This is a genomic window from Polyangium fumosum, from assembly GCF_005144585.1.
GTDB lineage: Bacteria > Myxococcota_A > Polyangia > Polyangiales > Polyangiaceae > Polyangium > Polyangium fumosum.
On sequence record NZ_SSMQ01000003.1, the window covers coordinates 36114 to 61005 of the forward strand.

At 66.5% G+C, this 24892-nt stretch carries 26 protein-coding genes, 1 tRNA gene and 1 pseudogene; 16 read left to right on the forward strand and 12 right to left on the reverse strand.

Going from position 1 to position 24892, the window contains the following annotated elements; genetic code table 11:
• Positions 1–256: 256 nt before the first annotated feature.
• The 3 genes from bamD to E8A74_RS03980 are packed head-to-tail and all read right to left on the reverse strand — an operon-like array spanning position 257 to position 2930.
• Positions 257–1465 (reverse strand): outer membrane protein assembly factor BamD, encoded by a 1209-nt coding sequence (bamD, locus tag E8A74_RS03970; RefSeq protein WP_136927569.1) that lies wholly within the window; start codon positions 1463–1465, stop codon positions 257–259.
• Positions 1462–2043: an RNA polymerase sigma factor gene (locus E8A74_RS03975; protein ID WP_136927570.1), complete on the reverse strand. Its 582-nt coding sequence runs from the start codon at positions 2041–2043 to the stop codon at positions 1462–1464. Before E8A74_RS03975 ends, bamD begins: the two co-directional genes overlap by 4 nt.
• Positions 2040–2930: a hypothetical protein gene (locus tag E8A74_RS03980; protein ID WP_136927571.1), complete on the reverse strand. Its 891-nt coding sequence runs from the start codon at positions 2928–2930 to the stop codon at positions 2040–2042. Before E8A74_RS03980 ends, E8A74_RS03975 begins: the two co-directional genes overlap by 4 nt.
• 469 nt (positions 2931–3399) lie before the next feature.
• Between E8A74_RS03980 and E8A74_RS03985 the strand changes: the two genes are divergently transcribed.
• From E8A74_RS03985 to E8A74_RS04015, 7 genes are all read left to right on the forward strand, one after another.
• Positions 3400–3816 carry a hypothetical protein gene (locus tag E8A74_RS03985; protein ID WP_136927572.1) on the forward strand — a complete coding sequence of 139 codons (417 nt, stop codon included), beginning with the start codon at positions 3400–3402 and terminating at the stop codon, positions 3814–3816.
• A gap of 272 nt (positions 3817–4088) precedes the next feature.
• Entirely contained in the window at positions 4089–5642 is a 1554-nt protein-coding gene (locus E8A74_RS03990) for a serine/threonine-protein kinase (RefSeq protein ID WP_170228841.1), read from the forward strand.
• On the forward strand, positions 5632–7017 hold the full coding sequence (locus E8A74_RS03995; RefSeq protein WP_170228842.1) for a PEGA domain-containing protein: 1386 nt from the start codon (positions 5632–5634) through the stop codon (positions 7015–7017). The genes E8A74_RS03990 and E8A74_RS03995 overlap by 11 nt, the downstream gene beginning before the upstream one ends.
• 285 nt (positions 7018–7302) lie before the next feature.
• A complete protein-coding gene (locus E8A74_RS04000) occupies positions 7303–7977 on the forward strand; it encodes an START domain-containing protein (protein ID WP_136927575.1) in 675 nt (224 codons plus the stop codon).
• Positions 7978–8137: 160 nt separating this feature from the next.
• Positions 8138–8413 carry a hypothetical protein gene (locus E8A74_RS55930; RefSeq protein ID WP_420814200.1) on the forward strand — a complete coding sequence of 92 codons (276 nt, stop codon included), beginning with the start codon at positions 8138–8140 and terminating at the stop codon, positions 8411–8413.
• Complete coding sequence (locus E8A74_RS04010; protein ID WP_136927577.1) at positions 8301–9203, forward strand: hypothetical protein; 903 nt, start codon at positions 8301–8303, stop codon at positions 9201–9203. The genes E8A74_RS55930 and E8A74_RS04010 overlap by 113 nt, the downstream gene beginning before the upstream one ends.
• Positions 9204–9844: 641 nt before the next feature.
• On the forward strand, positions 9845–10165 hold the full coding sequence (locus E8A74_RS04015) for an Ig-like domain-containing protein (protein WP_211365282.1): 321 nt from the start codon (positions 9845–9847) through the stop codon (positions 10163–10165).
• A gap of 212 nt (positions 10166–10377) precedes the next feature.
• Here E8A74_RS04015 and E8A74_RS04020 read toward each other — a convergent pair whose 3' ends face one another.
• Positions 10378–10839, reverse strand: a complete 462-nt coding sequence (locus E8A74_RS04020; protein ID WP_136927578.1) for a hypothetical protein — start codon at positions 10837–10839, stop codon at positions 10378–10380.
• Positions 10840–11090: 251 nt separating this feature from the next.
• On the opposite strand from E8A74_RS04020, the gene E8A74_RS04025 reads away from it, so the two are divergent.
• The gene (locus E8A74_RS04025; protein ID WP_136927579.1) at positions 11091–11561 is read left to right on the forward strand and encodes a hypothetical protein; all 471 of its coding nucleotides are present in this window, start codon (positions 11091–11093) and stop codon (positions 11559–11561) included.
• A 102-nt stretch (positions 11562–11663) separates the two neighbouring features.
• Here the strand turns inward: E8A74_RS04025 and E8A74_RS04030 are convergent, their stop codons facing one another.
• Positions 11664–12737, reverse strand: coding sequence for an RNA polymerase sigma factor (locus E8A74_RS04030; RefSeq protein ID WP_136927580.1), 1074 nt, complete (start codon positions 12735–12737; stop codon positions 11664–11666).
• A 171-nt stretch (positions 12738–12908) separates the two neighbouring features.
• Between E8A74_RS04030 and E8A74_RS04035 the strand changes: the two genes are divergently transcribed.
• Positions 12909–13859, forward strand: a complete 951-nt coding sequence (locus tag E8A74_RS04035; protein WP_136927581.1) for a hypothetical protein — start codon at positions 12909–12911, stop codon at positions 13857–13859.
• A gap of 6 nt (positions 13860–13865) precedes the next feature.
• Here E8A74_RS04035 and E8A74_RS04040 read toward each other — a convergent pair whose 3' ends face one another.
• Positions 13866–14756 carry a hypothetical protein gene (locus tag E8A74_RS04040; protein WP_136927582.1) on the reverse strand — a complete coding sequence of 297 codons (891 nt, stop codon included), beginning with the start codon at positions 14754–14756 and terminating at the stop codon, positions 13866–13868.
• Between the two features lie 435 nt (positions 14757–15191).
• Here E8A74_RS04040 and E8A74_RS04045 point away from each other — a divergent pair, with 435 nt between their 5' ends.
• The 3 genes from E8A74_RS04045 (at position 15192) to E8A74_RS51850 (ending at position 16733) form a co-directional block, all read left to right on the forward strand.
• On the forward strand, positions 15192–15545 hold the full coding sequence (locus E8A74_RS04045) for a helix-turn-helix domain-containing protein (protein ID WP_136927583.1): 354 nt from the start codon (positions 15192–15194) through the stop codon (positions 15543–15545).
• A gap of 85 nt (positions 15546–15630) precedes the next feature.
• Positions 15631–15990, forward strand: coding sequence for a glutaredoxin domain-containing protein (locus E8A74_RS04050; protein WP_136927584.1), 360 nt, complete (start codon positions 15631–15633; stop codon positions 15988–15990).
• 323 nt (positions 15991–16313) lie between these two features.
• The gene (locus E8A74_RS51850) at positions 16314–16733 is read left to right on the forward strand and encodes a hypothetical protein (RefSeq protein ID WP_170228844.1); all 420 of its coding nucleotides are present in this window, start codon (positions 16314–16316) and stop codon (positions 16731–16733) included.
• A 258-nt stretch (positions 16734–16991) separates the two neighbouring features.
• Here the strand turns inward: E8A74_RS51850 and E8A74_RS55935 are convergent, their stop codons facing one another.
• The 4 genes and pseudogenes from E8A74_RS55935 to tnpA all read right to left on the reverse strand — a co-directional run bounded on the left by E8A74_RS55935 (position 16992) and on the right by tnpA (position 18768).
• Positions 16992–17141, reverse strand: a complete 150-nt coding sequence (locus tag E8A74_RS55935; RefSeq protein ID WP_420814201.1) for a transposase domain-containing protein — start codon at positions 17139–17141, stop codon at positions 16992–16994.
• 81 nt (positions 17142–17222) lie between these two features.
• Positions 17223–17937 (reverse strand): annotated as a pseudogene (locus tag E8A74_RS51860) (IS66 family transposase); the annotation flags it as partial.
• A 124-nt stretch (positions 17938–18061) separates the two neighbouring features.
• The gene (tnpB, locus tag E8A74_RS04065) at positions 18062–18436 is read right to left on the reverse strand and encodes an IS66 family insertion sequence element accessory protein TnpB (protein ID WP_136927586.1); all 375 of its coding nucleotides are present in this window, start codon (positions 18434–18436) and stop codon (positions 18062–18064) included.
• Entirely contained in the window at positions 18436–18768 is a 333-nt protein-coding gene (tnpA, locus tag E8A74_RS55940; RefSeq protein WP_420814202.1) for an IS66 family insertion sequence element accessory protein TnpA, read from the reverse strand. Before tnpA ends, tnpB begins: the two co-directional genes overlap by 1 nt.
• A gap of 206 nt (positions 18769–18974) precedes the next feature.
• On the opposite strand from tnpA, the gene E8A74_RS04070 reads away from it, so the two are divergent.
• Entirely contained in the window at positions 18975–20318 is a 1344-nt protein-coding gene (locus E8A74_RS04070) for a hypothetical protein (protein WP_136927587.1), read from the forward strand.
• Positions 20319–20326: 8 nt separating this feature from the next.
• Here the strand turns inward: E8A74_RS04070 and E8A74_RS04075 are convergent.
• A protein-coding gene (locus E8A74_RS04075; RefSeq protein WP_211365283.1) for an IS5 family transposase occupies positions 20327–21108 on the reverse strand; the annotation gives its coding sequence in 2 pieces (ribosomal slippage) (positions 20327–20763 and positions 20763–21108; 783 coding nt in all).
• Positions 21109–21738: 630 nt separating this feature from the next.
• Positions 21739–21821 (reverse strand) — tRNA-Leu (locus E8A74_RS04080).
• Positions 21822–21920: 99 nt separating this feature from the next.
• Here E8A74_RS04080 and E8A74_RS04085 point away from each other — a divergent pair.
• From E8A74_RS04085 to E8A74_RS04095, 3 genes are all read left to right on the forward strand, one after another.
• On the forward strand, positions 21921–23333 hold the full coding sequence (locus tag E8A74_RS04085; RefSeq protein WP_136927588.1) for an NFACT RNA binding domain-containing protein: 1413 nt from the start codon (positions 21921–21923) through the stop codon (positions 23331–23333).
• 74 nt (positions 23334–23407) lie between these two features.
• Entirely contained in the window at positions 23408–24604 is a 1197-nt protein-coding gene (locus E8A74_RS04090; protein ID WP_136927589.1) for a hypothetical protein, read from the forward strand.
• 78 nt (positions 24605–24682) lie between these two features.
• Positions 24683–24865, forward strand: coding sequence for a hypothetical protein (locus E8A74_RS04095; protein ID WP_136927590.1), 183 nt, complete (start codon positions 24683–24685; stop codon positions 24863–24865).
• Positions 24866–24892 lie beyond the last annotated feature (27 nt).

Below are 24892 nucleotides of genomic sequence, written 5' to 3' on the forward strand. Positions count from 1 at the left end.
CGCTTGGGCACTTCGATCCGACGAGCGGCCTGATCCATCCGACGAGCCCGGCCTTTTGGACCACGAACCCAATGGCGCGCAGGAACCTCCGGCGCGTCGGTGTTGCTTCGGTCCTGCATGACAGGACCGAGGCGTGGATGACCTTCAGGGCGCTTGCTCGGCATGGGGGTCGCTCGTCCGTCCCCCCACGCCCCTCCTTGCCCGCTCCGCGCCCGACCCTTCGTCGAAAAACAGCTATTCTCGAAGGCGACCCGCGTTAGTTTCCTGCCATGCGTTCCGCGTCGGCGCGATGCGCCCCCTTGGGCCGCGTCGCGAGGTATCGCTTGGCGGCGGCGACGGCCTCCGCGGTACGGCCGGCGCGCTGGAGCGCGACGGCTCGCAGATAATCCGCCTCGTCGGCCCGCGCGTCCGCCGGGTACGTCGATACGAACTGCTCGAACTTGTCGGCGCAGTCGGCGTAATTGCCGCGCCGAAGCGAAGCCATCGCGTCGGCAAACGCGCGCGACGCGGCCGAAGGGACACGCACGGGCGGCGGAGGCGCGAAGGTGGGCGCGGAAGGGGGCGTCCCTGTCCAGGAGCTCTCTTCCATGACGTTTTCGTTCGGGGTGTCCGACGAGGGGTCCGACATTCCCCGAGAGCCACGCACAGCCGCGGCGCGCGATGACGTTTTTCCTTTCGCCGGGGCGCTCGGGACGACCGCGGACGACGTGGGTTCCGGCGCGGGTATCGCCGCGGATTTTTCCTTGTCGGCCGCCTCGACCGCCGCGTCGCCCGTCGCCCGCCACGATCCGCCTGCCGGAATCACCGCCGTGAATCCCGCATACTGAACTTCGGCCGTCCCTTGCTCCACGGCCACGCTGCGGATCCGGCCTTCCTTGGCCTCGATCCGCAATGCCGTCGCGCGGACCTCGATCTGCGCGTCTTTCGTGCGCACGACGAACCGCTCCCCCGCCGCGAGCCGGCTCCGCGCCACGTCGAGGGCGCCGTCTTCGAGGATCACCTCGTCGAGGCCCGCGCTTCGATTGCGCGTGAAACGTGCGTCGTCCGACGGGCGCACCTGCGGCTCGGACGCGCTTTGGAGGCGCGGCGGCACGCTCATGTGCAGCGCGAGGGCGACCCTGCTGGTCGTGGCGGTCCATTGCCCGCCAAAAAAGCCAAACGCCCCCGCGATGCCCAGCGTCGCCGCCGCGAGCACGAACCGCGCCTTTCCGAACGAGACACGTGGCGTCGGCAGCGCCGTCGCGCGTTCCAGGAGGGAAACACGCGCCCGCTGGTGCGAGAGCTGCGTCGCCCGCTCGCGCGGCGCGCGTACGGCATCCCCGATTCGCGTGAGATCACGCGCGAGGCCGGCGCAAACAGCGCACGATTTGAGGTGGCGCTCCATCGACGCCCCCTCCTGCGGGCCAAGCCGCCCGTCCCGGAGGGCTTCCACGAGATTCATCCACGGGCACTCCGGAGACGTCATCGCCCCCCCCTTTGCAGCGTTCGCCGAAGCTCGGCCCGCGCCTCGTGCAGGCGCCGCCAGACCGTGCCGACCGGCGTGCCCAGGATCTGCGCGACCTCGGGGCCGGACATGCCGTTGTATTCGACCATCACCAGCACGATCCGCCGCTCGTCGGAGAGGCGCGCGATCGCCGCCTGCAGGAGCGCCTCCTCCTGGGCCTGGTTCACGTGCTCCTCCGGGCTCTGCCGCGACGCCGTGGGGGCTGCGCAAAACGCATCGTAAAGCGCGCGCAGCCGCACGAACGTGCGTTTGCGGCGCCGGAGGAGCTGCGTCGCGATGCCCATCAAAAAGGGCAATGCCGAGGCACGCCCGTCGAACGAGGCGGCCGCGCGCGTCGCCGTAAGGAATGTCTCCTGCACGAGATCGTCGACATCCGCGACGTTGGGCGCGGCGCGCAGGAGAAACTGGCGCAAGGGCTCGTGGTAACGATCGAAGAGGATGCCCAGCGGCCCGAGCTCGCCCTCGGCGATGGCAAGGAGCAGCTCCGCGTCGCTCAGCGCGGCGGCATTCGAGAGGCGCTTGGTGGCCAGCGGGCTCATCGAATCGCCATCTCGATCCCGACCCCGAGGCCGATCGTGTAGGCCGGAAAAGGCCCCGTCGACCACACGCGCGCGCTCGGTGAGATTTCGCCGTCGAGGGCAATCACAGCGCGAAACGCGTCGGTGAGCGGGACGACGACCTGGGTCTCCAGGCCGATCCGGAAATGGACACGCGTATCCTGGTCGAACTTCTTGTCGCTTTCGAGATCCTCCGCCGGCACCACGCTCGTCACCACGGCGAGGGAAGGCCGAAGCACGGGCCGCAGCTCGATGGATCCGAGGGTGATGGAGCGAAAGGCCGAGGCGCCGATGCACAGCTCGCCCATCGGCGGCAGCCCCTCGACGAGCGGCATCGACAAACCATCGAGGCGCAGCCAAACCCCGCCGCCCCACGACTGGAACGGCACCGCGGCCATGAGGGTCCCCCCACCCCAGATCCGGTGCGCCGGCCCCGCGTAACGGGGTCCGAGGAGGGCGCCCAGGAGCACACGCGGCGGCCGCTGCTCCGCCTCCGGCGTGGGAGCGGGCGGCATGCTCTCGGGGCTCGGAGGAAGCGGCTTCGCGAGGAGCGCCTCACCGACCGGCCTGACGTCGTCCGGCGCGTCGACCTCACGCGTGACGGCGTGCCCATCCGCGTCGACCACGGTGACCTTGGCCGCGTCGACGGTGACGACCAGATCGACCTGGCCGCCCACACAGCTCCAGGGCTGCCCCGGTGTGCCGGTCGCCGCGACCAACGCCTCGACCGCGTGTCGCCAGGCCTCGGGCTGGGCAGACACGTTTGCCCCGAGCCGCGCCGGCGTACACGGCTGCGGCGGCGTCACGCTCACCGGGGTGGGGAGCAGCGCCGAGAGGCTCAGGCCGAGAAGCGTCGTGGGCAGCGTCAATGCAGCGAGGACTCCACCCCTTCTTACCCGCTCAGCGGCGAACCCTTCGGGGAAAAATCGCGCCAGGGTCTTGCCGCTCGCTCGGAAGCGTGACGCTCGATACAGGGCTAACCCGCATCGGGTCCGTCCTGCGGCTGGTGCTCGTGGAAGCTAACCGGGAGCACAAGGGAATGCGCTGGCGGCATGGGTTGGTTTGTCCACGGAGACGGGGGAAGATCACGGATGTGCGGCCGCCGTGGTTCCGACGACCCGTCGCGCGCGCGCGACGCTGGATGCGGCGGGCGCGCCTGTTCGTGTTCTTCTTGCTCGGTTTGATGGGAAGAACTAGGCTCCGCCGCGGGGACGACGGACACGCCTGTTCGCATTCTTCCGCCTCAGTTGACCGGCGGAGAGGGTTCCGCGCATCCTTCTGCGCCCCGTAATTGACACGCAGACACACGAAAAGATCACCGAAGGAGATCAGACGAGCATGAAATCGACCAGCCGGATGATTGCTTTTTCCCCCGCAGTCCTGGCGCTCGCATTGAGTGGTTTCCTGGTTGGCTGCAACAAATCGTCGACGGATTCGGCTGCGCCCGCAGGCTCCGCGACCGGCGCGTCGGCGGCGGCCTCGGGCAGCGTTTGCGACGTCGCTGCCTTCGAGAAGGAGCAAGACGAGAAGGGCCGCCAGAGCCACACGCCGAGGAAGCTCACCGGCTGCAAGCTCGAGTCGTACAGCCCGAAGAGCAAGACGGCGCAGTTCTCGGGCAATGGGAAGATGAAGCTCTCGTGCGTGAACATCCCCAATCCGGAGGGGATGCAGGTCGGCGACCTCGCGGACATCGAAGGCAAAGAGGATGGCGCCGGTTTCGTCACCCTCTACGACTGTACCGTGAAGAAGAAGTGACCCCTCGCGCGGCGGCGCAGAGCTCCCATCCCATGCGCCTGTATCCGCCGCAGGGACCATTCCTCGTCCTCGATCGGGTCGCCTGAACCCGATCCGATCCCGAACGACCCCAGCGAAATTTGCCGCCCCACGCACTTGTTGGGCGACGCACAGCCATGCGTTCGACCCGGACCACGGCCCGAACCGGTGGATCTCGGGAGCGTCATCCAGACGACAGCGGGCTGCGCAACGAAAATAGCCTGCCGGCCGAGAGCTGTGGTAGTCGTCTCTACATGGGCCTCGGTCCCGGATACCCGGTTTCGAAGCACGTGAAGCTCGTGCGCCTGCTCGGCAGGGGCGGCATGGGAAGCGTGTGGATCGCGGACCACCTCGGGCTGAAAACGCAGGTCGCGGTGAAGTTCGTCGCGGATGTGCACGCCAGCGACCCGGCGACGCGGATGCGTTTCCAACGCGAGGCCACGAGCGCGGCGCAGATAGGGAGCCCCCACATCGTAAATATCCATGACCACGGGATCACGGGCGATGGGATCCCGTACATGGTCATGGAGCTGCTCGATGGGGAAGACCTGTCGGCGCGCATCAAACGAACAGGCCCCCTGCACCTCGACGAGGTCGCCAAGATCATCTCGCAGGCCTGCAAGGCGCTCGGCAAGGCCCATCGGCTCGGAATCGTGCATCGGGACGTCAAGCCGAGCAACATCTTCCTCCTCGACACGGAGGGAGACACTTTCGTCAAAGTGCTCGACTTCGGCATTGCGAAGCCGGGGGGCGGCGAATCGAGCGAAGTGACGAGCACCGGGATGATCGTCGGGACCATCCTCTACGCGAGCCCCGAACAACTCCTCAACGCCAAGAGCGTGGATTTCCGGGCCGACCTCTGGTCCCTGGGCGTCGTCGCCTACCGCGCGATGACGGGGAAGCTCCCCTTTTCGGACGAAAATGGGATCGGCGCATTGTTCCTGGCCATGCAAGCTGGGCGTTTCGTCCCGCCGAGCCAGATCGTGGACACCATCCCGCCCGAGGTCGACGAATGGTGCAAGCAGGCCTTGGCGCACGACCCCGCGGCGCGCTTTGGCTCGGCCCGGGAGATGGCAAACGCGCTCTATACCGCCCTGGGGAGGACGTCGTCCCCTTCCCTCACGCGTGCTCCGCATAAGGCGACCGACCCGTCTTCACGCCACGTCACCCGCGGAGAATCGACCGGGGCTGGATCCACCGTCGGAGGGAGCGTACGGCGGGACGAGCATGTCACGGTTCTCGAGAACGGGTATCGGTCGTTTTCGTCGGACGACGAAGCTTCGCGCGACGACGCCCGCCTCTCCACGGACGATTCCGCGCATCACGGCGAGGACGGGAGCTCCCGACACGCGGCGAAGGATCCGAGCTCCCTCGGGGGAGCCGCATCGGCGACGACGTACGTCGGGGAGGCGGCGGCCCACGCGTCAACGCGGCCGGGTGCGGGGCGACGCCGGGCCGTGATCGTCGCGGCGGTGGTGGGCCTCGTGGGTGCAGGCGCGCTGGGGTTTGTTTTCCTCAGGCGCCCCGTGCAACCCTTCGTCGGGGCGTCGACGCCGGCCATCGAAAACGCGCCCGATGGAATCACGGCGCCCGCGAGCGCGACCACGAATGCCCCGAAGGAGCCGCCTGTGGTCGCGCCGGTCACGAGCCGCGTGGAGCTCGCGCCGAGCACGCCTGCGCCAAGTGCGTCCGTGTCCAATGCCTCCGCTCCGAGTGCGTCCGCGCCGGGGCCGAACCCGAAGCCGTCGGCAAAGCCTGGCGGCCCTCCGCGCAGCACTCCGCTACCCGAGAAGGATTATGGATTCTGAACGGTCGGTGATTTCGAGTCGCGTCACGCTGGTGCGTTTCTTCCGGGGGTTCGCGAGGGTGTCGAGCGCTGCGGCGTTGTTCGTCACGACGGCTCTCCTCGCCCCGCCTCTCGCGCTCGCGGAGCCCTCCTCGGCGGACAAGGAGACCGCCCGAAACCTCATGAAAGAGGGCGACGCGAAGTTTGCCACGAGAGATTACGCAGGTGCTCTCAAGGCGTATCAGGCGGCCCACGCGATCATGCAGGTCCCGTCCACGGGGCTTCCCCTCGCCAAAGCTCAGATCGAGCGCGGGCTGCTCGTCGAGGCGCGCGACACGTTGTTGCAGGTGTCGCGTCACCCCAAGGATGCCAATGAGCCGGCGGCATTCGCCAAAGCCCGCGAAGAGGCCGCGGAGCTCGCGCAAAAGCTCACGACGCGGATCCCGTCCCTGGTCATCGTGGTGGACGGCGCGTCGAGTGATGCTGCCGTCGTGGCCGTGGACGGCGCGTCGATCCCGGCGGCGGCGCTCTCCGCTCCACGCAAAGTCAATCCGGGCTCCCATACGATTACCGCTTCTGCGAGCGGATTCCATCCCGCAAGCACGACGGTCAACGTGAAGGAGGGCGCGAACGAGAAGGTGACGATCAAGCTCGTCCCGGCCGACGGCAGCAAGCCGCCGCCGGCCCCGGCTGCGCAGACGATCGAAGGCGGCGGGAAGATCCGAATCGAGAGCGCTGCGAACGAGGGGAACGTCTTCATCGACGGGCGAGCCGTGGGCGCGACGCCGCTGGAGGTGCCCGTCACGGCGGGCGTGCACGAGGTCGAAATCCAATACCCGGGCGGCTCACGCGAAAAAAGGCAGGCGACCGTCGCCGCCGGCAAGACCGAACGCGTGGAGTTTCGCCCCTCCCCCATGGATGAAGTGGCGCGGCACCGCAAAGGTCTCCACTTCGGCGGGTCGTTCAGCCCTGCAATGGCGGTGTATACCGAGGGCGGCGCGGTCATGTTCGGCGCGGCGGCGGGTTTCGTGATGAACATTGGCATCACGCCGATGTTCGACTTCCGCACGGGCGGCACGCTGACCGTCATGCACCGATTCATTGAAGATCCGAGGTATCAGGTGACCCAGGTCTCCGTCGTCGTGCCGGCCATGCTCCGCGTCAACTGGAGCCCGTGGTTCTCCTCGGCCGCGGGTCTTTCGGCTGGGTTCGTGGCGGATCTGCAGCAGGATCCGGTGCTCTTTGGTGCGTCGGTGGGCCCGGAATGGTCTCTCATCTCCATGTGCGCCGGCGACCGACGCCAATACGAGATCTCGTTCAATCAAGGGCTACGGTTCGGCCACGCCCGAAATGATTTTCATCAATCGGTCACCTTCACGTATCTCTCGCTCGATTGATGGGATGCGTGCCGCGGCGACGCGCCCGCCATGGGAGAAACCAGGCCGGACGGACATTCCCCAGCCTCCGTGCCCACCCACGGAGGGTCTGTCAGGTCCACACCGCGTACGTCCACCACGAAAAATATGCCGGCCGCTGGAATGAAGGCCCGGTCCATTTATCCTCCAAAGGAGAATGTTGAGCAAGGGGACCTCCCGGACGTTTATGGGGTGATTTTTCCTGTCCGTTTGAGGTACACTCGATCTGCGGATACTTTGTTCCACCTACGTTGAGGACACGGACGAATGAGACGCTGGACCTTTCTCGCCATCCTGGTCGCCCTCGCGCCCTTGGACGCGTCGGCCGAGCCTCCCCCGCCCTCGCCCGCGCAGGCCGGGGCCCCATCGCAGGTGCGCGCTCCGGCGCCCGCGAGCGCGCTCGCGTCGGAGGGCTTCACGCTCCTCGGCGAGGAGAAGGGCGTCCGCGTCCACCGCCGCGAGAAGCGCTCCGGCGTCGAGTTCGCGGCCGAGGCGAGCTTCCCGGCGCCGCCCGAGCAGGTGCGCCGCGCGCTGCTCGATTACGCGAACCACCAGAAGTGGCAAGAGCGCCTCAAGGAAAACAAGGTCCTCGCCCGCAACGCCGACTCTCTGGTCATCTATCAGCGGCTCGACCTCCCGGTCATCGACGATCGCGACTACACCATTCAAGTCACCTGGGGCGCCGAGGGCCCGATCCTCTGGATGCGCTTCGCCGCCGCCAACGAGCGCGGGCCGAAGCCCGTGGCCGACGTGGTCCGCGTGAACACGCACGAGGGCGCCTGGCGATTCGACCCCGAAGGCGGCAAGGGCACCCGCGCCGTCTACCGCTTCCACCTCGATGTCGGCGGCAACGTCCCCTCGTGGCTCGGGAAGGGCCAGGCCAAGGACGACATCATCGACTTCTTCGTTCGGCTCAACAAAGAGCTCCCGAAATACCGCTGACGCGCAAGCGCGCCCTCGGCGACCTCACGCACGCGATCGCGACATCCCCAGGTTCGCACGCTTGCTCGACGGAGGGTCCTCGCAGTAAAACGGCGCCCATGCAGCGCCCCGTTTGCCAAGCCCACCCCGGACAGACTGCGGTGGCCTCGTGCAGCTCGTGGTGGATACCGGGGCGAGCTACGTGACGCTGCCGCGAGCGCTCGCGGAAAGGCTGGGCCTCGACCTCGCCGGGGCACCGAAGGTCGTCGAGGAAGTAGGATCACGCGCCTTACGGGTGCGTGGGCGAGGGATCGACCCTTTGCACAGAAAGTCGAAGGTCAACCATGCAGCATCGTGTTCACGCTTGCAGCCTCGCGCTCCTCTTGACGGCATTCCACGCGGGCTGCAGCTCAGATCCCTCGAATTCGAACTCGGGCGGCGGCGGCAATGGCGGTGACAGCAGCAGCAGCACCGGCGGCGCTGGCAGTAGCTCGACGGCCAGCAGCGGGGGCGGCGGCTCCGGCGGCTCCGGCCCGAATCAAACTTTATGCTCCTCCGGCAAATACATCATCTGCGAGGATTTCGAGGCCACCGAGGTCGGCGCGGTCCCGCAAGGGTGGACCAAGCACGGCGACCCTGCCGCGGTCGCCGACGATGAAGCGGCGAGCGGCGCCCACGCGTTGAAATTGGGTCCGATGGTCAACGGGGAGCGACGCATCTATCATGACGGCTCCAAGCTCGGCAGCGGGCATTGGGGCCGCATTCGCTACAAGGTCGCGCTCCCCGTCCCCGACGCCTTCGTCCACTCGACCCTCGTCGCGCTTTACGGCGACGGCCCCACCGTAGGGCCGGAGGAGGTCCGCGTGGTGGATACCGTGAAGGAGGACAAGGACGGCTGGAACAACGACGGCAACGGTTCTCACGTCCAGTACCTCTACAACGTCCAGCCCAACGGGGCCGAGTTTGGCAAGGGAAGCGATTATAGCTGGATGTTCGACGACCAGTGGCATTGCGCCGAATGGCACATCGACGGGCCGACGCAGAGCTACGACTTCTACATCGACGACGTGCACGTCGATCAGATCAGCATCGCGAACGGGGCCGGCAATTACGAGGGCTCACAGATCCCAAACGCTTTCAGCGAGGTGCGCATCGGCTGGACGAACTATCAGCAAGCCCCGCCTGGCTTCACGGCGTGGATCGACGATATCGTGCTGCATGACGAGCGTATTGGTTGCCAGGATTGAGGCGCAGCACGGACGGGACATGAACCGCGGCGGATCTGCTGCCGGGAGAGGCCGTACACGATCGGCCCGTCTTGATGTCCGAGGCGCATTGTCGGTGGACTCCTACACGAGCGCAGCCATCGCCGCGCCGGCATAGCACAGCCAGCGCAGCTCGTGCGCGTCGTGCCCGAACTCAGCACAAGGCACCTCCGGTCGTGGATCGCGGGAGCGGAGCCGCCGCGGAAGGCGGCGCAAGTGCCGGGACTCCCCACGGAATCTGCGCGGGATTCCCTGCTCGCGTCAACGCCCAGAACGTAACCGTTCGCCAGGTGTACGCGACCAAACCTTCGCTCGCCGGGAACAGCCGACTGAGCAGAGCGAGGACACGGGCGCGTTGCGCCGGGTCAAGGTCGCCTTCGTGAAACCTGCAAATCCTTGCCGTTATCATGGAGAACCGCTGGGATTTGTTATGACGCTTGCCTACAACAAATACCGTGAAGGATTCCCGTAACGTAGTTTCCGGGCACAAGTTGCACATTCGTGGTCGAGAAATGACCCTTCGACGTCGGCACGCGACATGCATGGCGAAATGGCAGAACACCAAAGGGCGGGGAATCCCCCCAGGAGCAAAACAAATGAAATCGTATTGTATGCTTTTCGCCATGGCGTTCTCGGCGATGTCGATGGTTACCGCGCTGGGTTGCGGCGATGAGAGCAACAAGACGGTCTCGGACCTCGATCTCACCCCCGACACGAGCTCGATGAAGAAGGGCGAGACGCTTCAGTACACGCTGAAGGTGATGTATTCCGACGGGTCGGCGGACGGGGATATGTCCGGCGATGCCGAGTGGGTCTCGAGCGATCCGGCGACCGCCACCGTATCCGCGGACGGCCTCGTGACCGCGATCGACGAGGGAACGGTCACCATCACCGCTCGCTACGGTGGCGAGGAAGAGACGGAGTCTCTCGTCGTTCTGCCCTGACGTCAGCGCTGCGCTGATTCGGATGGGTGAGAGGCCCGATCTCGAGGAGATCGGGCCTCTCCGCTTTGGGAGAGGTCATCGCGTTCTGGCGCGCTCATTCGCGCCTGATTGCGATCCTGATCGAGTCGACGCGAACGCGATTCTACCCCCGTAGACACAAAGGGGGATCTCGACGACCTGCGTGCGACGAATGCTCAGAGCCGGTCCACCCCTCACCCCGCGGACCGCGCGCGGCGCTTCGCTCGGCAAAGGGCGAGCGCGGCCAGGGCGACGGTGATCCCGAGCGGCGCGCCTTCGTTCGAGCTTCCCGCAGCGGACACGGAGCAGCCCTTTTTCTCGGTCACGGACGCGGGCGCGGCGGACGGCGTAGGCGCCGGCGTTTTTGCGTCGGCGGGCTGCGGGGTCGCGGTCTTCGCCCCCGTCGGGGCATTCGCGCCCACCACGCAGCGTAACCGCTGCCGCCCCCCGAGGGCCTCTTGGGCGACGCACGTGCCGGCCGCGCCTGCGGGCTCGGCGCACGCATCACCGGCGGCCTTGTTTTGACAGGCCTCTTCCGCCGGTCCGATCAAGTCCGCGGCCGCGGAGGCGGGGCCGACGAGCACGGCGATCGCGAGGAGAGCGCCGGAGAGCCGGTACGCGAGGGAGGGGTTGTCCTGGGAAATGGGAGCGCGCATCCTGCACACCTCGCTCCTTCGCCGGGCGAAGTCAAGGGAGACGGGGTACGTCATGACAGGGCGGCCACGGTCCGGGCCTGCTGCTTCGACGCATGCGGGCTGCGCGGGGACGTCTTCTCCCCTCGCCTCGAAGCCTCCTCCCAACCCCTCTCCCCAAACCTTCGGCCTCCCGCCGCTCTCTCCCCTCCGGCCGACCGAATCTTTTGCTCCCCCGAACCGCCCCACCCTTCCATTCCCCCAACACCTCGCACGTGCGCACCTTCCGCGCCGACGCGTCCCTCGCGTATCACAACATCAAGCGCGGCCTCGACGCCATCGCGCCTCATACCGACCGGATCGCCGAGGAGCTGCCGAACATCGACGTCGCCGAGCTCCAGAGGCTCGACGACCTCGCGCTCGCCGTCATCTATGCCGCCGCGCAAATCGACCGCTCGAGTGATGGCTCCACCCCCGCTCTGCTGGGCTTCCGTGTCACCCCCTCATCTCCCAGGCGCAAGGAAGTAGAGCAGTCTTCGCGCAGTCGGAACGCCGGCCGATGGCTCGACGAACGCCGCGGGGAAGTCGTTCGGGGACGCTCGTCAGACATGAACGCATCTCCGTGGCGTGGGTGGATCACGAGCATCACGAGGGCGGCGACCACGCGCGGGATCCCTTCCTCATGCCGAGACGAAACGCGACTCCGCGGAGCAGCCGTCGCCCTCGTGATGCTCGTGATCCGATAAAATCGCTCCCGGAAAGGCGCAACGGACGCAACTCGCCCAGAGAGGTGCCCTCGCGCCCTTCCGGGAGCGCGCAACGTAACTTTTCGACAAACCCGACGCTCGTCAGCGCTGGCCGGCCAAGGCACGGAGCGCCGCGGCGCGAAGGTTCTCCCGATCCTCGTCGGGATGCGGTCTCTCGCGTGCATCGAGCTCCACGAGCTCCAGGGCACGTCGAGCATTCCCACGACGTAATGCGGCCTTCGCCTTGAAGAGCCATGCATCCGACGCCGAAGCTCCATCGGAGCTCGGTCCATTGGACGAATTCGCGCCGGACCGCGGCGTCGTCGTCGGCACAGCGAAAATCGACGACGACGACGACGCCACCGGAGGCGGCGCAGATGCGCTCGACTCCATCCGCGGCGCCTCCGCACTCCGCCTCGGCTCCGCCTGCACCAACACCGCCCCCGGTTCATCGGCCGAAGCGAATGGCCTCGGCTGCGTGATGGCCAGCGCAAGGACGCCAGCCGCCACGCTCGGCAACACGCGAAGCGGTTCGCCGAGCACGCGCGCGCTGACACGGAAGAACTCGCGCACCCACCCCCCGAATGCCTCGGCCACTCTCGTCGCCGCGAGGAAACTCCCGAGCCCAACCAGAACCACCACGGTTCGAATGCCGCGGGGCCTCTTGATCGTGTCGAGCGTCGTCAGCTCGAAACCGGCCATTTTGCGGCCACGACGTAGCCACGTCTCGACGGACTTGACGCTCGCGCCGATCCTCGCTGCGGTCTCCTGGGCATTCTCCCCGAGCGCGTTGCCCTCGATAGCAAGACGATACTCCGGCCGCAGCCGTTGCCAGATCCCCTCGATCCGCTGACGCTCCTCCAAAGCCGTGATCGCATCCCGCGGCTCGGGCACGAGCAACTCCATGGCCGGCCCCTCGACGAGCTCCTGCCGTGCCAGCGCCCTGCGCTCCTTGATGTGCGTCAGGACGCGGAAACTCAGGATTGCCAGAACGATCTTCATCCGTTCGTCCGGCGCGCTCGGAAGCGGCTTCTCTCGTGCATACACGTCGACAAAAACATTGGCGACGACATCCTCGGCGTCCTGGTCGCGAACCCCCTTCGCTCGTGCTCGCTCATAAAGAATCGGGACGAGCGTGATCAGCTCATCGTATTCTTCTTTTTTGGGTTGGTTCACGGTAAAACCTCTTGGGTCGCCCCAACGTCCCCTCCCTCGTAGAGGGTCGACGAGACCCAAATCCCTTCAACGATCGACATGCACCCCGAAAATATCCGGGAGACCGTGTTCCACCGAACCAAACGACGCACAAGACTGGGTTTTACGTTCCTGGCTCCCGCATTCGCCCTGTTGGCCGATGCCCCCGCGAACGCCGAGCCATCCCACTACCGCGTGGAGCTCTCTGCGAAGCAGCTCCCGACCTGCGACCGCCTCGAGGACTTCGAAGGCCTCCTCGATCTCGTGCTCGCGCAGCCGCTCCTGGAGCCCCCTGCGTCCCGGGTCCTTTCGGCGCGCATCGTCCGAACGTCAACGGGTGGGTACGGCGTGGATCTCGTGTTCAAGGACCTCGACGACAAGGTGCTCGACACGATCCATCGCGAATACCCGGCCGCGATGTGTTGCCACGAGGTGCTCTACAAGGCGGCGCTCGCAGCGGCGCTCTGGATGGAGAAGCGCGAGACGCCCCCGGAGGAGCCCCCGGCGCCTGCAAAAGGGCCCGACCCCTGCCCCGCGCCGAAGCCGCCTCCGCCCGCAGCTCCGTCGCCATCGACGCCCACCGAGCCTCCTTTGCCTCCCCTGCCCGTCGAGCGTCGATGGTTCCTCGGGGCCGGAGGGTTGTTCGCGGTCGGCATCACCCCCGAGGTCGTCGGCGGCGCGCACATGGGCGGCGGGTATCGCTTCGCAGAGCGGTGGACGATCGAGGCGAATGCGCGCGCGACGTTTCCGCTGCTCACGCGGCCCCTCGGAACGACGCTCGTGCATGTGTACACGGCCTCGACGACGCTCGGCCCCTGCTACCTGCGCGGATCGTTTGGCGTGTGCGGACTGGTCATGGCCGGAGCCATGTGGGCCGAGACCGTGAACCGGACGTACCCGGACCCGGACCGCCTTCCTTTCTTCGGCGTCGCTATCCGCGGGCTCCTCGAACATCCGGTCGGCGATCGACTGAAGATCCGAATGGACGCGGAGCTCGCTGGGAACCTGTTTCGGCCGAGGTTCAAAGCCGAAGAGAAGCCGACGCGATGGCGTACCGAGCCGGTGACGGCGAACTTCGGCGCGTCGCTCCTCTACTGGTTCTGATCCGACTCAGATCATGGGCTCGCGGCAGCAGAACGTCGTCGCGCCCGCGAGGAAAACCTCGCCGACCGGTTCGCTGCCGTGTGGTTCGCAGGTGCCAGGCTGATAGGCGAGCACCTCGGCGGCGATACCAGCGAGCGCGACGCCGGACATGAGGGGGTAGCAATCCCCCCCCATCTCGGGCGAGATGTCAACGGCCAAACGCTCCGTCGTGCACGCCACGTCGCTGTACACGTGGACCTTGACGGAGCACATCGCGCCCGTCGGCGGATCACACGAGCAAGCCTCGCACTGCCGCTGATCGTCGACCTGTCCGTAGAGGAGACGTTTGGCCGGCCAGCCTTCGGGGCACGGCTCGTCCCCCTCGTGCATCAAGCACATGGCGAACGGCGCCCCCGAGAGGGGCAGACAAACCCCGTCCTCTCCTTCACACGCCGGCCAGGGCGCACGGGCGCAGGCGCGGGCAAACGGCGCGCCAAACCCTTCGGGGACCAAATGGGCCGTCCCGGGCGGAGGATCACTGCCATGCGGCGTACAGGGCGGCTCCTCGATGGTAGGCGCGGAGATGTGGATCCCTCCGACACACGGCACGCCGCCACACTGGAGACCTACCGGGATGAAGTTCGTCGCGGTACAACCTCCTTCCCAACTCGCAGGCGGGTCGAATGAAGTATTGACACCGCCGCCCGCACATGAGTCGGAGGTCACGGTCCAGGTCGTGGGCACGTGGCATCCTCCTCCTACGGGTGCATCACACGTGCACGTCGGGCACACGGGCCCCCACGCCGGCGCGGGCCTTCCCTCGAAGGCGATCTCGGGCGCGTCTTCCGGACAAAAGGGCACGTCGATCTCTGCACCCGTGGCGAGCAACACGGGCGGCCAGTCGGGAACAGGGACCACGCACGTCCCATCCGTGCACGAGGATTGCGAGCCATCGCCCGCCTCGGTGCCACCATCGACACACTCGGGGAGCGGCGGGGGAGCACCGTCCGGGCAGTCCTCCGGCCAGGGGCACGGGCAACACTTCGGGGGCGTGCCGGGCGCGCAGTCGGAGCCGAGGGCACCATCACTGTACCAGCAACCAGCCCCCAGGAACGATGCGGCGGTTGCCGACGTTACGAGCCATGCAGCGAAGAAGAGGCGGATACGCACGCAGGGATGCTACCTGGCGACTTGTGACGCGTCAAGGCCGGAGACAAACCTCGGAGAGTCCGACACCAGGCCTCTGCGGCTACGGCCGTGTGACCGGACAATCGGATTTGATGGAAGGGTTTGTCGGTGGAGGCAAGGCGTAGTAAGGGTGGGGCGACGACCTCCGTCGGGAAGGACCAGCCTGTGCCTCGACAAGAAAAACGCGATGCTCAAGAGTTTCGTGTCCGAGTAGGTGCCCGCGTCCGTGAGCTGCGCTTGCATCGGGGGATCACGCAGGCGCAGCTCGCCGAGGCGAGCGGCTTGTCCAGGGGGTACCTGTCGAGCATCGAGCGTGCCCGCGTCAACGCGACGATGATACCCGTGTACCGCATTGCGGCAGCGCTCGATGTCGTGCCCATGGTCATGTTTACGGGTGCCAAGGACGACGCGTTGTCGCGCGAGTTCGACAAGTTGAGATATCTTCCGGCACGCGAGGCCACACAAGTGCTGGAGGATTGGGCGAGAAGAATTCAGCGTTCCTTCACTCTTGGGAAATGACTCATGAGTCTCGCCCCCGTCGACCTTGACCGCGAACGGCAAGCACGTTGCAAAGCGCTCGTGGTTGGACTACACGAGCGTGACCATGAGCACTCGTCCAACCCTTCCGAGCGACAAGGTTTCCCCCGAGGTCCACGACATCATCGCCTCTTTCCACCGAGGCATTGTCGACGAGGTCGCAGCCGCTGTCACGCGTGATCCCGTCGTCGTCGTCGGCATGGCGCAAAATCCGGTCGTGAAAAACGCCCGCAAATTGCTCGACCAGGCAGGCGTCAAGTATACGTATCTCGAGTACGGAAGCTACTTTTCCCGTTGGAAGGAACGCCTCGCCATCAAGCTCTGGGCAGGGTTTCCAACCTTCCCGATGGTGTTCATCGATGGCATCCTCGTCGGCGGACACAGTGAACTCAAAAAAATCGAGGCGGCCGGCAAGCTCAAGAAATAGGCACGGCTTGCCACGATCTCACCCCCGGTGAGACGCGTCCCGCGGGGAGCGGGGAAGTCTGCGCGCAATCGGTCCGCGCCTCCCCGCTTCCTGGGCCGCCTTCCGTGCCCCGCACCTTCATGGAAGGAGCGGGCGTTGTGGGGTGAGGGCCGCAAGGTAAGCAGGGGTCGGATGCTCTCATCGGCGGAATCTTCCTCCGTCGACGCCCGCGTGGAGGGCCAGATCGCGGTGGGGGGAATGCGCAGACGCGGTTGTAGAGGTCCAGGAGGACAGGGGGAATCGCGCGGACGCGGTTGGCAAGGGTGAGGACGCGGTTGGCAAGGGTGAGGACGCGGTTGGCAAGGGTGAGGACGCGGTTGTCGAGGGCGAGAGCACCCGATGGGGATCGCTCGGACACCGTTGCCAAGGGCGAAGACGCGGTTGCCGAGGGTGTGGACGCGATCGGGATCCGCGCGGACGCGGTTGCCGAGGGTGTGGACGCGATCGGGATCCGCGCGGACGCGGTTGCCGAGGGTGTGGACGCGATCGGGATCCGCGCGGACGCGGTTGCCGAGGGTGTGGACGCGATCGGGATCCGCGCGGACGCGATGGGGAGGAGGCTCGGGCTCGGTTGCCGAGGGCTCGGGCACGGAGCGGGGAGGGCGGGGACGCTCGAGGAACCCCCTTGCCATGGTGTCATCCATGTCCGTCTCGGTTCCTTCCTCGATTCCTACGGGCCCATCAAATCATACATCGATGCATAGGTGCACTCTGGGTGCACCAGGATCAGCCCGAATGGCTGCGCCAAGCTGCTGCTCGCGTCCTTGAATGCGAGCCACAACTCGTCGTTCCAGCGCATGGACTCGAAGTGTGTGGCCGCAAATCCCCACTGCGGGGCCTTGGAGAACGTTGACGAGCGCCCGTAACCGCCCGACCAACCGCATCCCCAGCATCGCCCCCGGCGCCGGAGCTCGGAGGCTCCGGGCTGGTCCGTTGGATGTGTACGGTCGGTTCGCCGCCCGTCAGCCTTCCGACGTCGCCAGGCCTGGCTTCCAGACGTTCGGCAGCAGCTCATCGAGGCGGTCCTTGGGCCAGCCTGATTGCAGCTTCTCGATGACGTCTGTCAGGTAGGCGAGCGGATTGACGCCGTTCATGTGGCATGAGCCGGTCATCGTGTAGGCAATCGCCAGCCTCTCCGCCCCCTTGTCCGAGCCGGCGAACAGGAAGTTTTTCCTCCCGAGCGCCACCCACCGGAGCCGCCGCTCCACCTCGCCGTTATCGATCTCGAAGCGCCCATCGCTGAAGCAGCGCCGAAAGGCGGCCTCGTGCTTGATGGCATACCGCGTCGCCTTGTACAGGGGCGTCGACGGAATCTGCTGCGTGTGAATCTCGTGGACCCACCGATAGGATCGGCACGCTCCGCGCGCTTCTCTCCGCGAGCCGCTCCTCGGCCGATAGACCGCGCTCCTTGCAGTCTCGCTCGAGCTCGTAGATTCGCCGTATCGACGCAAGGGCGACGGCGCCCCTTGCGTCGCCCAGCTTGGACGCCTCCTCGAACTTTCGCCGGATGTGCATCCCGCACCCGAGGCGACGCTCCGTGGATACCAGCGCCATACCATCGTTTTCACCGTCGCCACCCACCTGTCCCGCGAGGATCTTGTCGTACCCCGCGTAGCCGTCCCCCTGCAGGTAGCCTCGAAACGACTTCAGGAACGCGGCCGGCCCCTCGGCACTCCAATTCGGCGTGTAGTGGAACACGACGTGACTCGCGCCCACATAGGCCCAGACATGCCCCCTCTTGACGCCCTGGGGATGGTCTCGATCGAGCACGCGCAGGCCCGTGTCGTCGCATCGCACGTAGCTCGAATCGAGCACGGCCTTCGCGATACGGCGCCAGATCGACTCGAGCACGTCCACCGCGAACGCCAACCAATCGCCGAGCGTCGAGGGCGACAGCCGGACGCCCATGCGCTCGTACTCCTTGGCTTGCCGATAGAGTGCCTCGCGCGCCTGAATATCAAGCAAAAACGTCGCACCCTGGTTTGCCCGAAGAGCCCCGGGCGAACCTACGGCGGCTACGGAGGACGAACCCTCACGCGTGGTGCCGCGGCTGCGGGAGGAGCCGAAACCGCTTGCGGCGCTGGGCGTCGCTCAGATCGATGCCTTCGAGGAGCAGGCCCAGCTCGGCGGCGTCGACCTCGAGGTGGCGGGCCGCAGGCGACGCAGGCATGGGGAGATGGAAGCGTCCACGTGCGAGCCTCTTGGCGATGATGCAATAGCCGGTGCGGTCCCAGAACAGCACGCGGATCTGATCCCCGCGACGATTCCGGAACACGAAGAGGTGGCCCGAGGTGGGATCCTGGCCGATGATCTGCGCCACGGCAGCCGACAGGCCATCGAAGCTCTTACGCATGGCCGCGGGCGTCGTGGCCACGTAGATACGCAACGCGGGCGGGAGCGTGAACATCAGCGCGACTCCCAATCACGCAGCAAGCCGAGGACGCGCAGTAGCGTTTCCTCGTCGAATCCCGGGCTGACGCGCACTGCGTGTCGCTCGTCGACGACGATCTCCACGCCGCTGCGGGCCAGAGGCGCGGCCTGCTCACGGGGCAACACGGCTTCGACGAGGTGAACGGGCAGGAATGCCGGAACCGACTCGGTGGGCGCGGTCGGCGCGTCCTCGATTGCTTCGCGTTTACGCAGCGACCAGCGCCACCAATGCAGGCTGTGCGCGTCGACCCCTACCTTCGCGCCAAACTCCCCCGCACTCAGGCCGCTGCGCTTCCAGCGCGCGACCAGCCGAGCTCACTGCTTCGCCGTCCTCCGTGCCATCCGTCCTCCAGATGCGTCGAGGGCAGAGTGAACGGCTGGCGCAGGGGCTCCAAGATGTAGTTGGCCGGGCGCTTACCGCCGCTCGACGAGCGCCGACGCGGTCCCTCGCCCCCAGGCGCGAGATCCACGCTGAGATTTGGTCGCCCCGACGTCTCCGGAGTAACCTCCGCCGCATGGCGAATGACCACGCGCGGCGAGGTCGCGGCCCGCACAGTCCCGCAAAACCCCTGCCGCCCCATCCGGCGACCATAGGCGCCCCAGCTCTGGCCCATCCGGGGGTGATGAACCCCGCGCCGGCACCCCGGGCCGTATTCCAACACCGCACGATCCAGCGCCCTCCACCGCATCCGGCGACGGTGCAGCGATCCATGTCGCCGCATCCAGCGACAGTGCAACGGTCCATGTCGCCGCATCCGGCGACGGTGCAGCGGTCCATGCCGCCGCATCCGGCAACGGTCATCCAACGCAGCGTGCGCCTCGCCCCCGCGCCTCTCTGCCCCCACCCAGCCCCAGCCATTGGGCCCGCGCTCGAGCCGCCTCCGCACCCAGCCACCATGGTTCAGCCCAAGCTTGCGCCTCACTCCGCCCTTGTGGTGCAGCGCATGATGAGCCGAGTAGATTCGGGAGAAGAGGAGGAAGAGGAGGAAGAGGAGGAGAAATTGCCCGTCACTCCTGTGCAAAAGTTGGAATGGGTGAAATACGGAGCCAATCAGAGTGAGACATGGCACCGGGTAGGTAAGGAATGGCAATCGAGCAAGAAAAAATCAAAATTACACAAACTGTATTGGGACGATAAGCACGTACGAAGCGAACGTTCATTCTCGCCAGATCGGCCAAAACAGGTCCTGCGCTGGCTTTCGACGCTGCTCTTCGCCAAGTACCGCAAAGGAGAGGAAATACAGAGCTATTACAACACAAAGACCAAGACCGTGGTGGTCTCGTCGAACAACAACAGCGTGAACGCTGCTATTTTTCGAGACATAAAAAATAAAACGGTGCTGAAAATAAACAGTAGCGATCTCAAGACAGAACGCCAGAAGCGGCACGTGGGCAAGCTGCTGAACAAGCTCGAGGAACTCTACGCACCAAAGAAAAAACTCAAAGATGACGAGATGAATGATGTACTCAAGGCGATCAAAGATGACGAGATGAATGATGTACTCAAGGCGATCAAAAAATTCGAATTTGAAATCCCAGACCCGGTGGAAGCGAGTCGAGACGGTCTCCACGCCGAGCGCCGCATCATGGCCCATGTGAAGGGGAAGGACAACCTCGACATGAGGTACCTGGGCGGGGTAAAGCGGCCTTGCGCGGTGTGTACGATCGCCCTCGGACTCCTCGGCACCGCAAGATCCGGGCCCCTTTGGCCTTCCCAATCGGCGCTCCGGGGGTATTCCAGAGACGAGATCATCAAGCACTTCGAGGAAAACGGGAAGGCCCCGGTGACCTACGTCACCCTGGAGAAGACGACGAAGAAACCAACCATGAAGCACGACACGGACAGCGACTCCGACTAGAAGTCATCTCATAAACCGTCCAGCAGCCTCCTGAGGAACAGGACGATGCATCCGAGGTGGACGAAGCCGCGGAAGTTTTCGGTGTGGCGCTCGTACCGAACGACGATGCGGCGGAAGCTCTGGAGCCAAGCGAAGAGGCGCTCTACCTTCCAGCGGCGCTTGTATCGGCGGAGGGGGCGGAGGTCTTGGGTGAGGCGTTTGCGATTCGAGCGATTGGGCGCAATCATCTCGATCCCCCGCGCCTCCGCGAGCCGCACGTCGAGCGCGTCGCTGTCGTAGGCCTTGTCGCCGATGAGGCGCGTGGGGAGCTGGGCGAGGAAGCACCTATCGAGCGTTCGGTCGACGAGCGTGACTTCATGCGGCGAAGCACTTGCGATGCAGACGGCGAGAGGAAGACCAGAGCCGTCTGCAATGGCCATGATCTTGGTCCCCTTGCCGCGCTTCGTCTTCCCGACGCAGGGCCCCCCTTTTTGGCGCTCACGAACGTGCCGTCGATGAACGCCTCACTCAAGTCGAGCTGCCCTCGGTCACGTAAGTCCCCGGCCAACGCGTACAGGATCCGTTCGAGCGTGCCGTCCTTCGACCACTGCTGGAACCGCCGATGGCACGTCTGGTAGGGCGGATATCTCTCGGGCAAGTCGGCCCATCGAGCGCCGGTGCGCATGATCCACAAGATGCCGTTGAGTACCTCGCGCGCATCCTTCCACGGCCTCCCGCGACGATCGGCGCGCACGCGCGGAGCTGGGATAAGAGGCTCGAGGAGCGCCCACTGAGGGTCTGTCAGGTCCACACATGCATATGTCGCCAGCAATCAAAAATGTACCGATGGCTGGACCGAGGATCGTTCGATTGATCCTACCAAGTGGGATATTGGAGCTGACGAACCTACTGGACGGTTTATGAGATGAGTTCTAGTCTGGCAAACTTGGCTTTTCAGCCGTTGCCCGTCTACTGCCCAGCCTCATTCCCGTCCCTTCCCGTCGCCTTCCCCGCCGCCCCCCTCACCCTCGCACCCTGGCTGTTCCGAGCCGTTTATCAGCAACTTGCGAGGGGGCAGCCGAAAACCGGCTCCGTTTTCGTAAACCGTAGGTCTTTGGCGGCTAGCCCTTACCCCCCTCGCCCCCGTCCCTCCCAACAGCTTTCCCACCGCCTCATGCGCCACCCGCGCGCCTCTAAATCTCCAGCCGCCACGGCCGCCCGCTGCACCTCAATCAGCGCCGCCAGCATCACCACCGCGGCCCGGCCTCACCGGCCGCGCAAGCTCCAGCTCCCCCAGCGGCCATCCCAGCAGCGGCGGCTCTCACCGAGCCCGCATCCTCCTCCGAACCGCCCGTCTGCTGCCCACGTGCCACCCACGTGCCAGTCGTCTGCGTCTCCCTGTCTACTCGGCCAATCCCAAAACCAGCCACTTCACTACGAGTAGCCCCACCCGGACTCGAACCGGGACGCCCTTTCGGGCAGAGGATTTTAAATCCTCGGCGTCTACCATTCCGCCATGAGGCCCAATCTACCGTACCTCCGCCCCCGCTCGTCCACCTCGCTCCGCTCGCGCCTCCGCTCCCGCTCGCACCGACCTGCCTGTATACACCTTCTCCCCCGGTCATGACCACCCCCACCTCGGCCCCGCCGCCCCCTCCCCTCGCCCCCCTTCTCGACGCCCGCCTCGAAGCTGCCCACCTCTGCCCGGAGACCGGCCTCCTCTCCCTCGCCTTCTACATCGGCCGCAGGCTCTCCCTCGGCGCTGGCCTCGGCCCGCATGTCACCGGGCTCGGCTTCCTCCCGCGCCTCCCGCGCGCGCGCGCCACCTCCGCCCACCCCCTCGTCGCGGCCATGCGCGCGCACCTCGTTGATCACCGGGTTCGCTCGATCGACCTCCAGGACGGCGCCCTTCACCTCACCTTTGATCCCCCCGACGACACGCTCCCCGGCGCGCGCCTCTCCCTCCGCGTCGGACGACGCGGCCAGGCTTGTGTCTCCTCGCCTTCCGGCGCCGTCGTCGTCTGGCCGCTCGATCCCGAAGGCGCTCCCCCGCGTGATGGCGTCGATCCATCCCGCTGGCTCGACGCCCCCGACACCCTCGAACGCCACGGCCTCGCCATGGTCGAGGCCTCCGATGCGCGCGCGCTCGACCTCCTCCGCGCGGGCCTCCTTCGTGCGGCCAAGGCCAAGCTCAAGGCCCTCGAACGGCGCGCCGAGGCCGTGCGCCAGGATCTCGCGCGCCTTCAGGATGCGCCGCGGCTCCAGAAGATCGGGCGGCTCCTCGTCGCCCAGGGAAACAAGGTCCCCAAGGGCGCGACCAAGGCCACGCTCGACGACTGGGAAGAAGGCGGCACGATCGAGGTCGCCCTCGCGCCGGACAAACCTGCGAAGATCCAGGCCGAGACGTTTTTTCAGAAGGCCCGGCGCCTTCAGCGCGGCGCCGCCGTCATGGAGAAGCGGCTCGCCGAGACCGAGCGCGCGTGGGAGGCCGTCTTCCCGCTCGTCGACGCGATCGCCGAGGCCCCGGCCGATCCCGCCGCCCTCGACGCGATCGCCGAGCAGGCCAAGCGCGCCGGCGTCTCCGCCTCCGAAATCGAGGCCGTGTCCCGCGGCAAGGCCACACGAAAGCAGGACAAGGAGCGCAGGCCGTACCACGCGTTTCAGGATGCGCTCGGACGAACCATCCTCGTCGGCCGCGGCGGCAAGGACAACGACGAGCTCCTCACGCGGCACGCGCGTCCGCACGACCTCTGGCTCCACGCCAAGAACATCCACGGCGCGCATGTCATCGTGCCCCTCGACAAGAGGCAGAATTGTCCCGCCGAGCTGCTCGTCGACGCCGCCACCCTCGCCGCCCATTTCAGCGACGCCCGCGGCGAGAGCGCCTGCGAGGTGAGCTACGTCGAGCGCCGGCATGTCCGAAAGCCCAGGAAAAGCGCGCCCGGCGCTGTCACGTTCGATCGGGAGAAGATCCTCACCGTGCGCGTCGAGCCAGAGCGCCTCGCGCGGCTCCTCGCCTCGAAGCAGGAGGCGTGAGCGGCGCGTTTCGATCCGAAGACAGCGACACGATCTTGCTTGTCGCCGATGCAGGGCGGTAAAGATCGCCTAGCATGCTCGCAATGCGCACGGCCGCCTCGCTCCTCTTCCCCTTTGGCCTCAGCCTCTCCCTCGCCCTCGCCGGATGCGGCGGCGGAGAGACGCCCGACCCGAAAGATCCTTCCTCCGAGGGCACCTCGGGCAAACCTCAGCCCCAGGCCGAACAAGGGCCGGACGCCGCGCTGCTCGGTGAGATCACGCAGTTGAACCAGCTCCTCTCCGCGATCGACAAATCCGACTCGGGTCGCCCCAAGGCGCTCGATCGGCTCGGCGAGCTGCTCGCGGAGCTCTCGAAAAACCATCGCGATCGCGCCCTCGCCGCCGATCCGAACGTCGCCTCCCTGCCCCCGCCGGCCGAGCCGAAGGCGCCCGAAGGCGAGAGCGAGGCCCCCGCGAAGGCCGGCCCTGTGCTCCCCCCGCGCAACGCCGCCGCCGTCAAGCGCCTGAAGCCCGACGCGCAGAAGCTCGTCCAGAAGGCCGACATGTACGCCGCCGAGGCGATCAAGGCGCACAAGAAGCTCATCGCCGATCATCCGGACTACAAGGACATGGACAAGGTCCTCTTCCGGCTCGGCGGGCTCTACGTCGCGTACGGCCAGGGCGCCGCGGCGCGGCCCATCTACTTCGAGCTCATCGAGAAGCACCCGAAGAGCCCCCTCGTCCCCGAGGCGTACTGGAACTTCGCCGAGTTCTTCTTCAACGCCGAGGACCACGAGAACGCCTACAAGCTCTACGCGCGTATCGTCGAGTACACGCCGAGCGAGCGCACGAGCGTCGCGGGCTACCGGCTCGCGATCTCGCTCCACAAGCTGAGCCGCCTCGACGAGTCGTGGAAGGCGCTCGAAGGCGCCGCCAGCGCCGCCCGCATCCACGGGCCCGCCGGCACGGTCGACGAGATCTACCGCGACGCGCCCAAGCTCGCGGCCACCCGCAAGCCGCTCAGCGCGAAAGACGCCGCCGCCTTCTTCGTGCGCCTCGCCGAGAGCAACGAGGACGTCATCAAGCAAGAGCTGAACCGGCTCTCGCAGATCCTCGAAGACGAAGGGCGGCCGCTCGAAGCGACCGAGGTCCTTCACGTGATGATCGACCGCTACAAGGCCGAGAAGTGCGCGATCCAGGCGCGCGCCATCGAGATCGCCACCCGCAGCGGCAACAACGCGATCCGCGCCGACGAGGTGAACCGGAGCCTCCGGCTCGGTTGCAAGCCTTAACCCAAATCCACACTTGCGCGTTCTGCCGCGCCGCGGCGATGATGCGTTCCGGGCGCACGGCGCGGGAGACGAGCAGCGATGGATGGCAAGCGTGACATGGTTGTGGGGGGGCTCTGGTGTGTGGGCGGCATCGTCGTGACGGCCGCCACGTACGCGAGCGCCGCGAACGGGGGCGGGAAATACGTGATGGCGTGGGGCGCGATCATCTTCGGCGGGATCCAGTTCGTCCGAGGGTTGATCCGGTCCGCGAGTCGGAGCTGATCGGGAAGCGAGGCGCGGGGGGCGGGA

Coding starts and splice junctions, on each gene's coding strand:
- E8A74_RS04015 (WP_211365282.1), top strand. CDS start 9,845: ATGGCGTTCTCGGCGATGTCGATGGTTACCGCGCTGGGTTGCGGCGAT.
- E8A74_RS04020 (WP_136927578.1), bottom strand. CDS start 10,839: ATGCGCGCTCCCATTTCCCAGGACAACCCCTCCCTCGCGTACCGGCTC.
- tnpB (WP_136927586.1), bottom strand. CDS start 18,436: ATGTTCACGCTCCCGCCCGCGTTGCGTATCTACGTGGCCACGACGCCC.
- E8A74_RS03995 (WP_170228842.1), top strand. CDS start 5,632: ATGGATTCTGAACGGTCGGTGATTTCGAGTCGCGTCACGCTGGTGCGT.
- E8A74_RS04050 (WP_136927584.1), top strand. CDS start 15,631: ATGAGCACTCGTCCAACCCTTCCGAGCGACAAGGTTTCCCCCGAGGTC.
- E8A74_RS04070 (WP_136927587.1), top strand. CDS start 18,975: ATGGCGAATGACCACGCGCGGCGAGGTCGCGGCCCGCACAGTCCCGCA.
- E8A74_RS04000 (WP_136927575.1), top strand. CDS start 7,303: ATGAGACGCTGGACCTTTCTCGCCATCCTGGTCGCCCTCGCGCCCTTG.
- E8A74_RS55935 (WP_420814201.1), bottom strand. CDS start 17,141: ATGACCGGCTCATGCCACATGAACGGCGTCAATCCGCTCGCCTACCTG.
- E8A74_RS04090 (WP_136927589.1), top strand. CDS start 23,408: ATGCTCGCAATGCGCACGGCCGCCTCGCTCCTCTTCCCCTTTGGCCTC.
- E8A74_RS03985 (WP_136927572.1), top strand. CDS start 3,400: ATGAAATCGACCAGCCGGATGATTGCTTTTTCCCCCGCAGTCCTGGCG.
- E8A74_RS04095 (WP_136927590.1), top strand. CDS start 24,683: ATGGATGGCAAGCGTGACATGGTTGTGGGGGGGCTCTGGTGTGTGGGC.
- E8A74_RS03990 (WP_170228841.1), top strand. CDS start 4,089: ATGGGCCTCGGTCCCGGATACCCGGTTTCGAAGCACGTGAAGCTCGTG.
- E8A74_RS03975 (WP_136927570.1), bottom strand. CDS start 2,043: ATGAGCCCGCTGGCCACCAAGCGCCTCTCGAATGCCGCCGCGCTGAGC.
- E8A74_RS04085 (WP_136927588.1), top strand. CDS start 21,921: ATGACCACCCCCACCTCGGCCCCGCCGCCCCCTCCCCTCGCCCCCCTT.
- bamD (WP_136927569.1), bottom strand. CDS start 1,465: ATGACGTCTCCGGAGTGCCCGTGGATGAATCTCGTGGAAGCCCTCCGG.
- E8A74_RS04010 (WP_136927577.1), top strand. CDS start 8,301: ATGCAGCATCGTGTTCACGCTTGCAGCCTCGCGCTCCTCTTGACGGCA.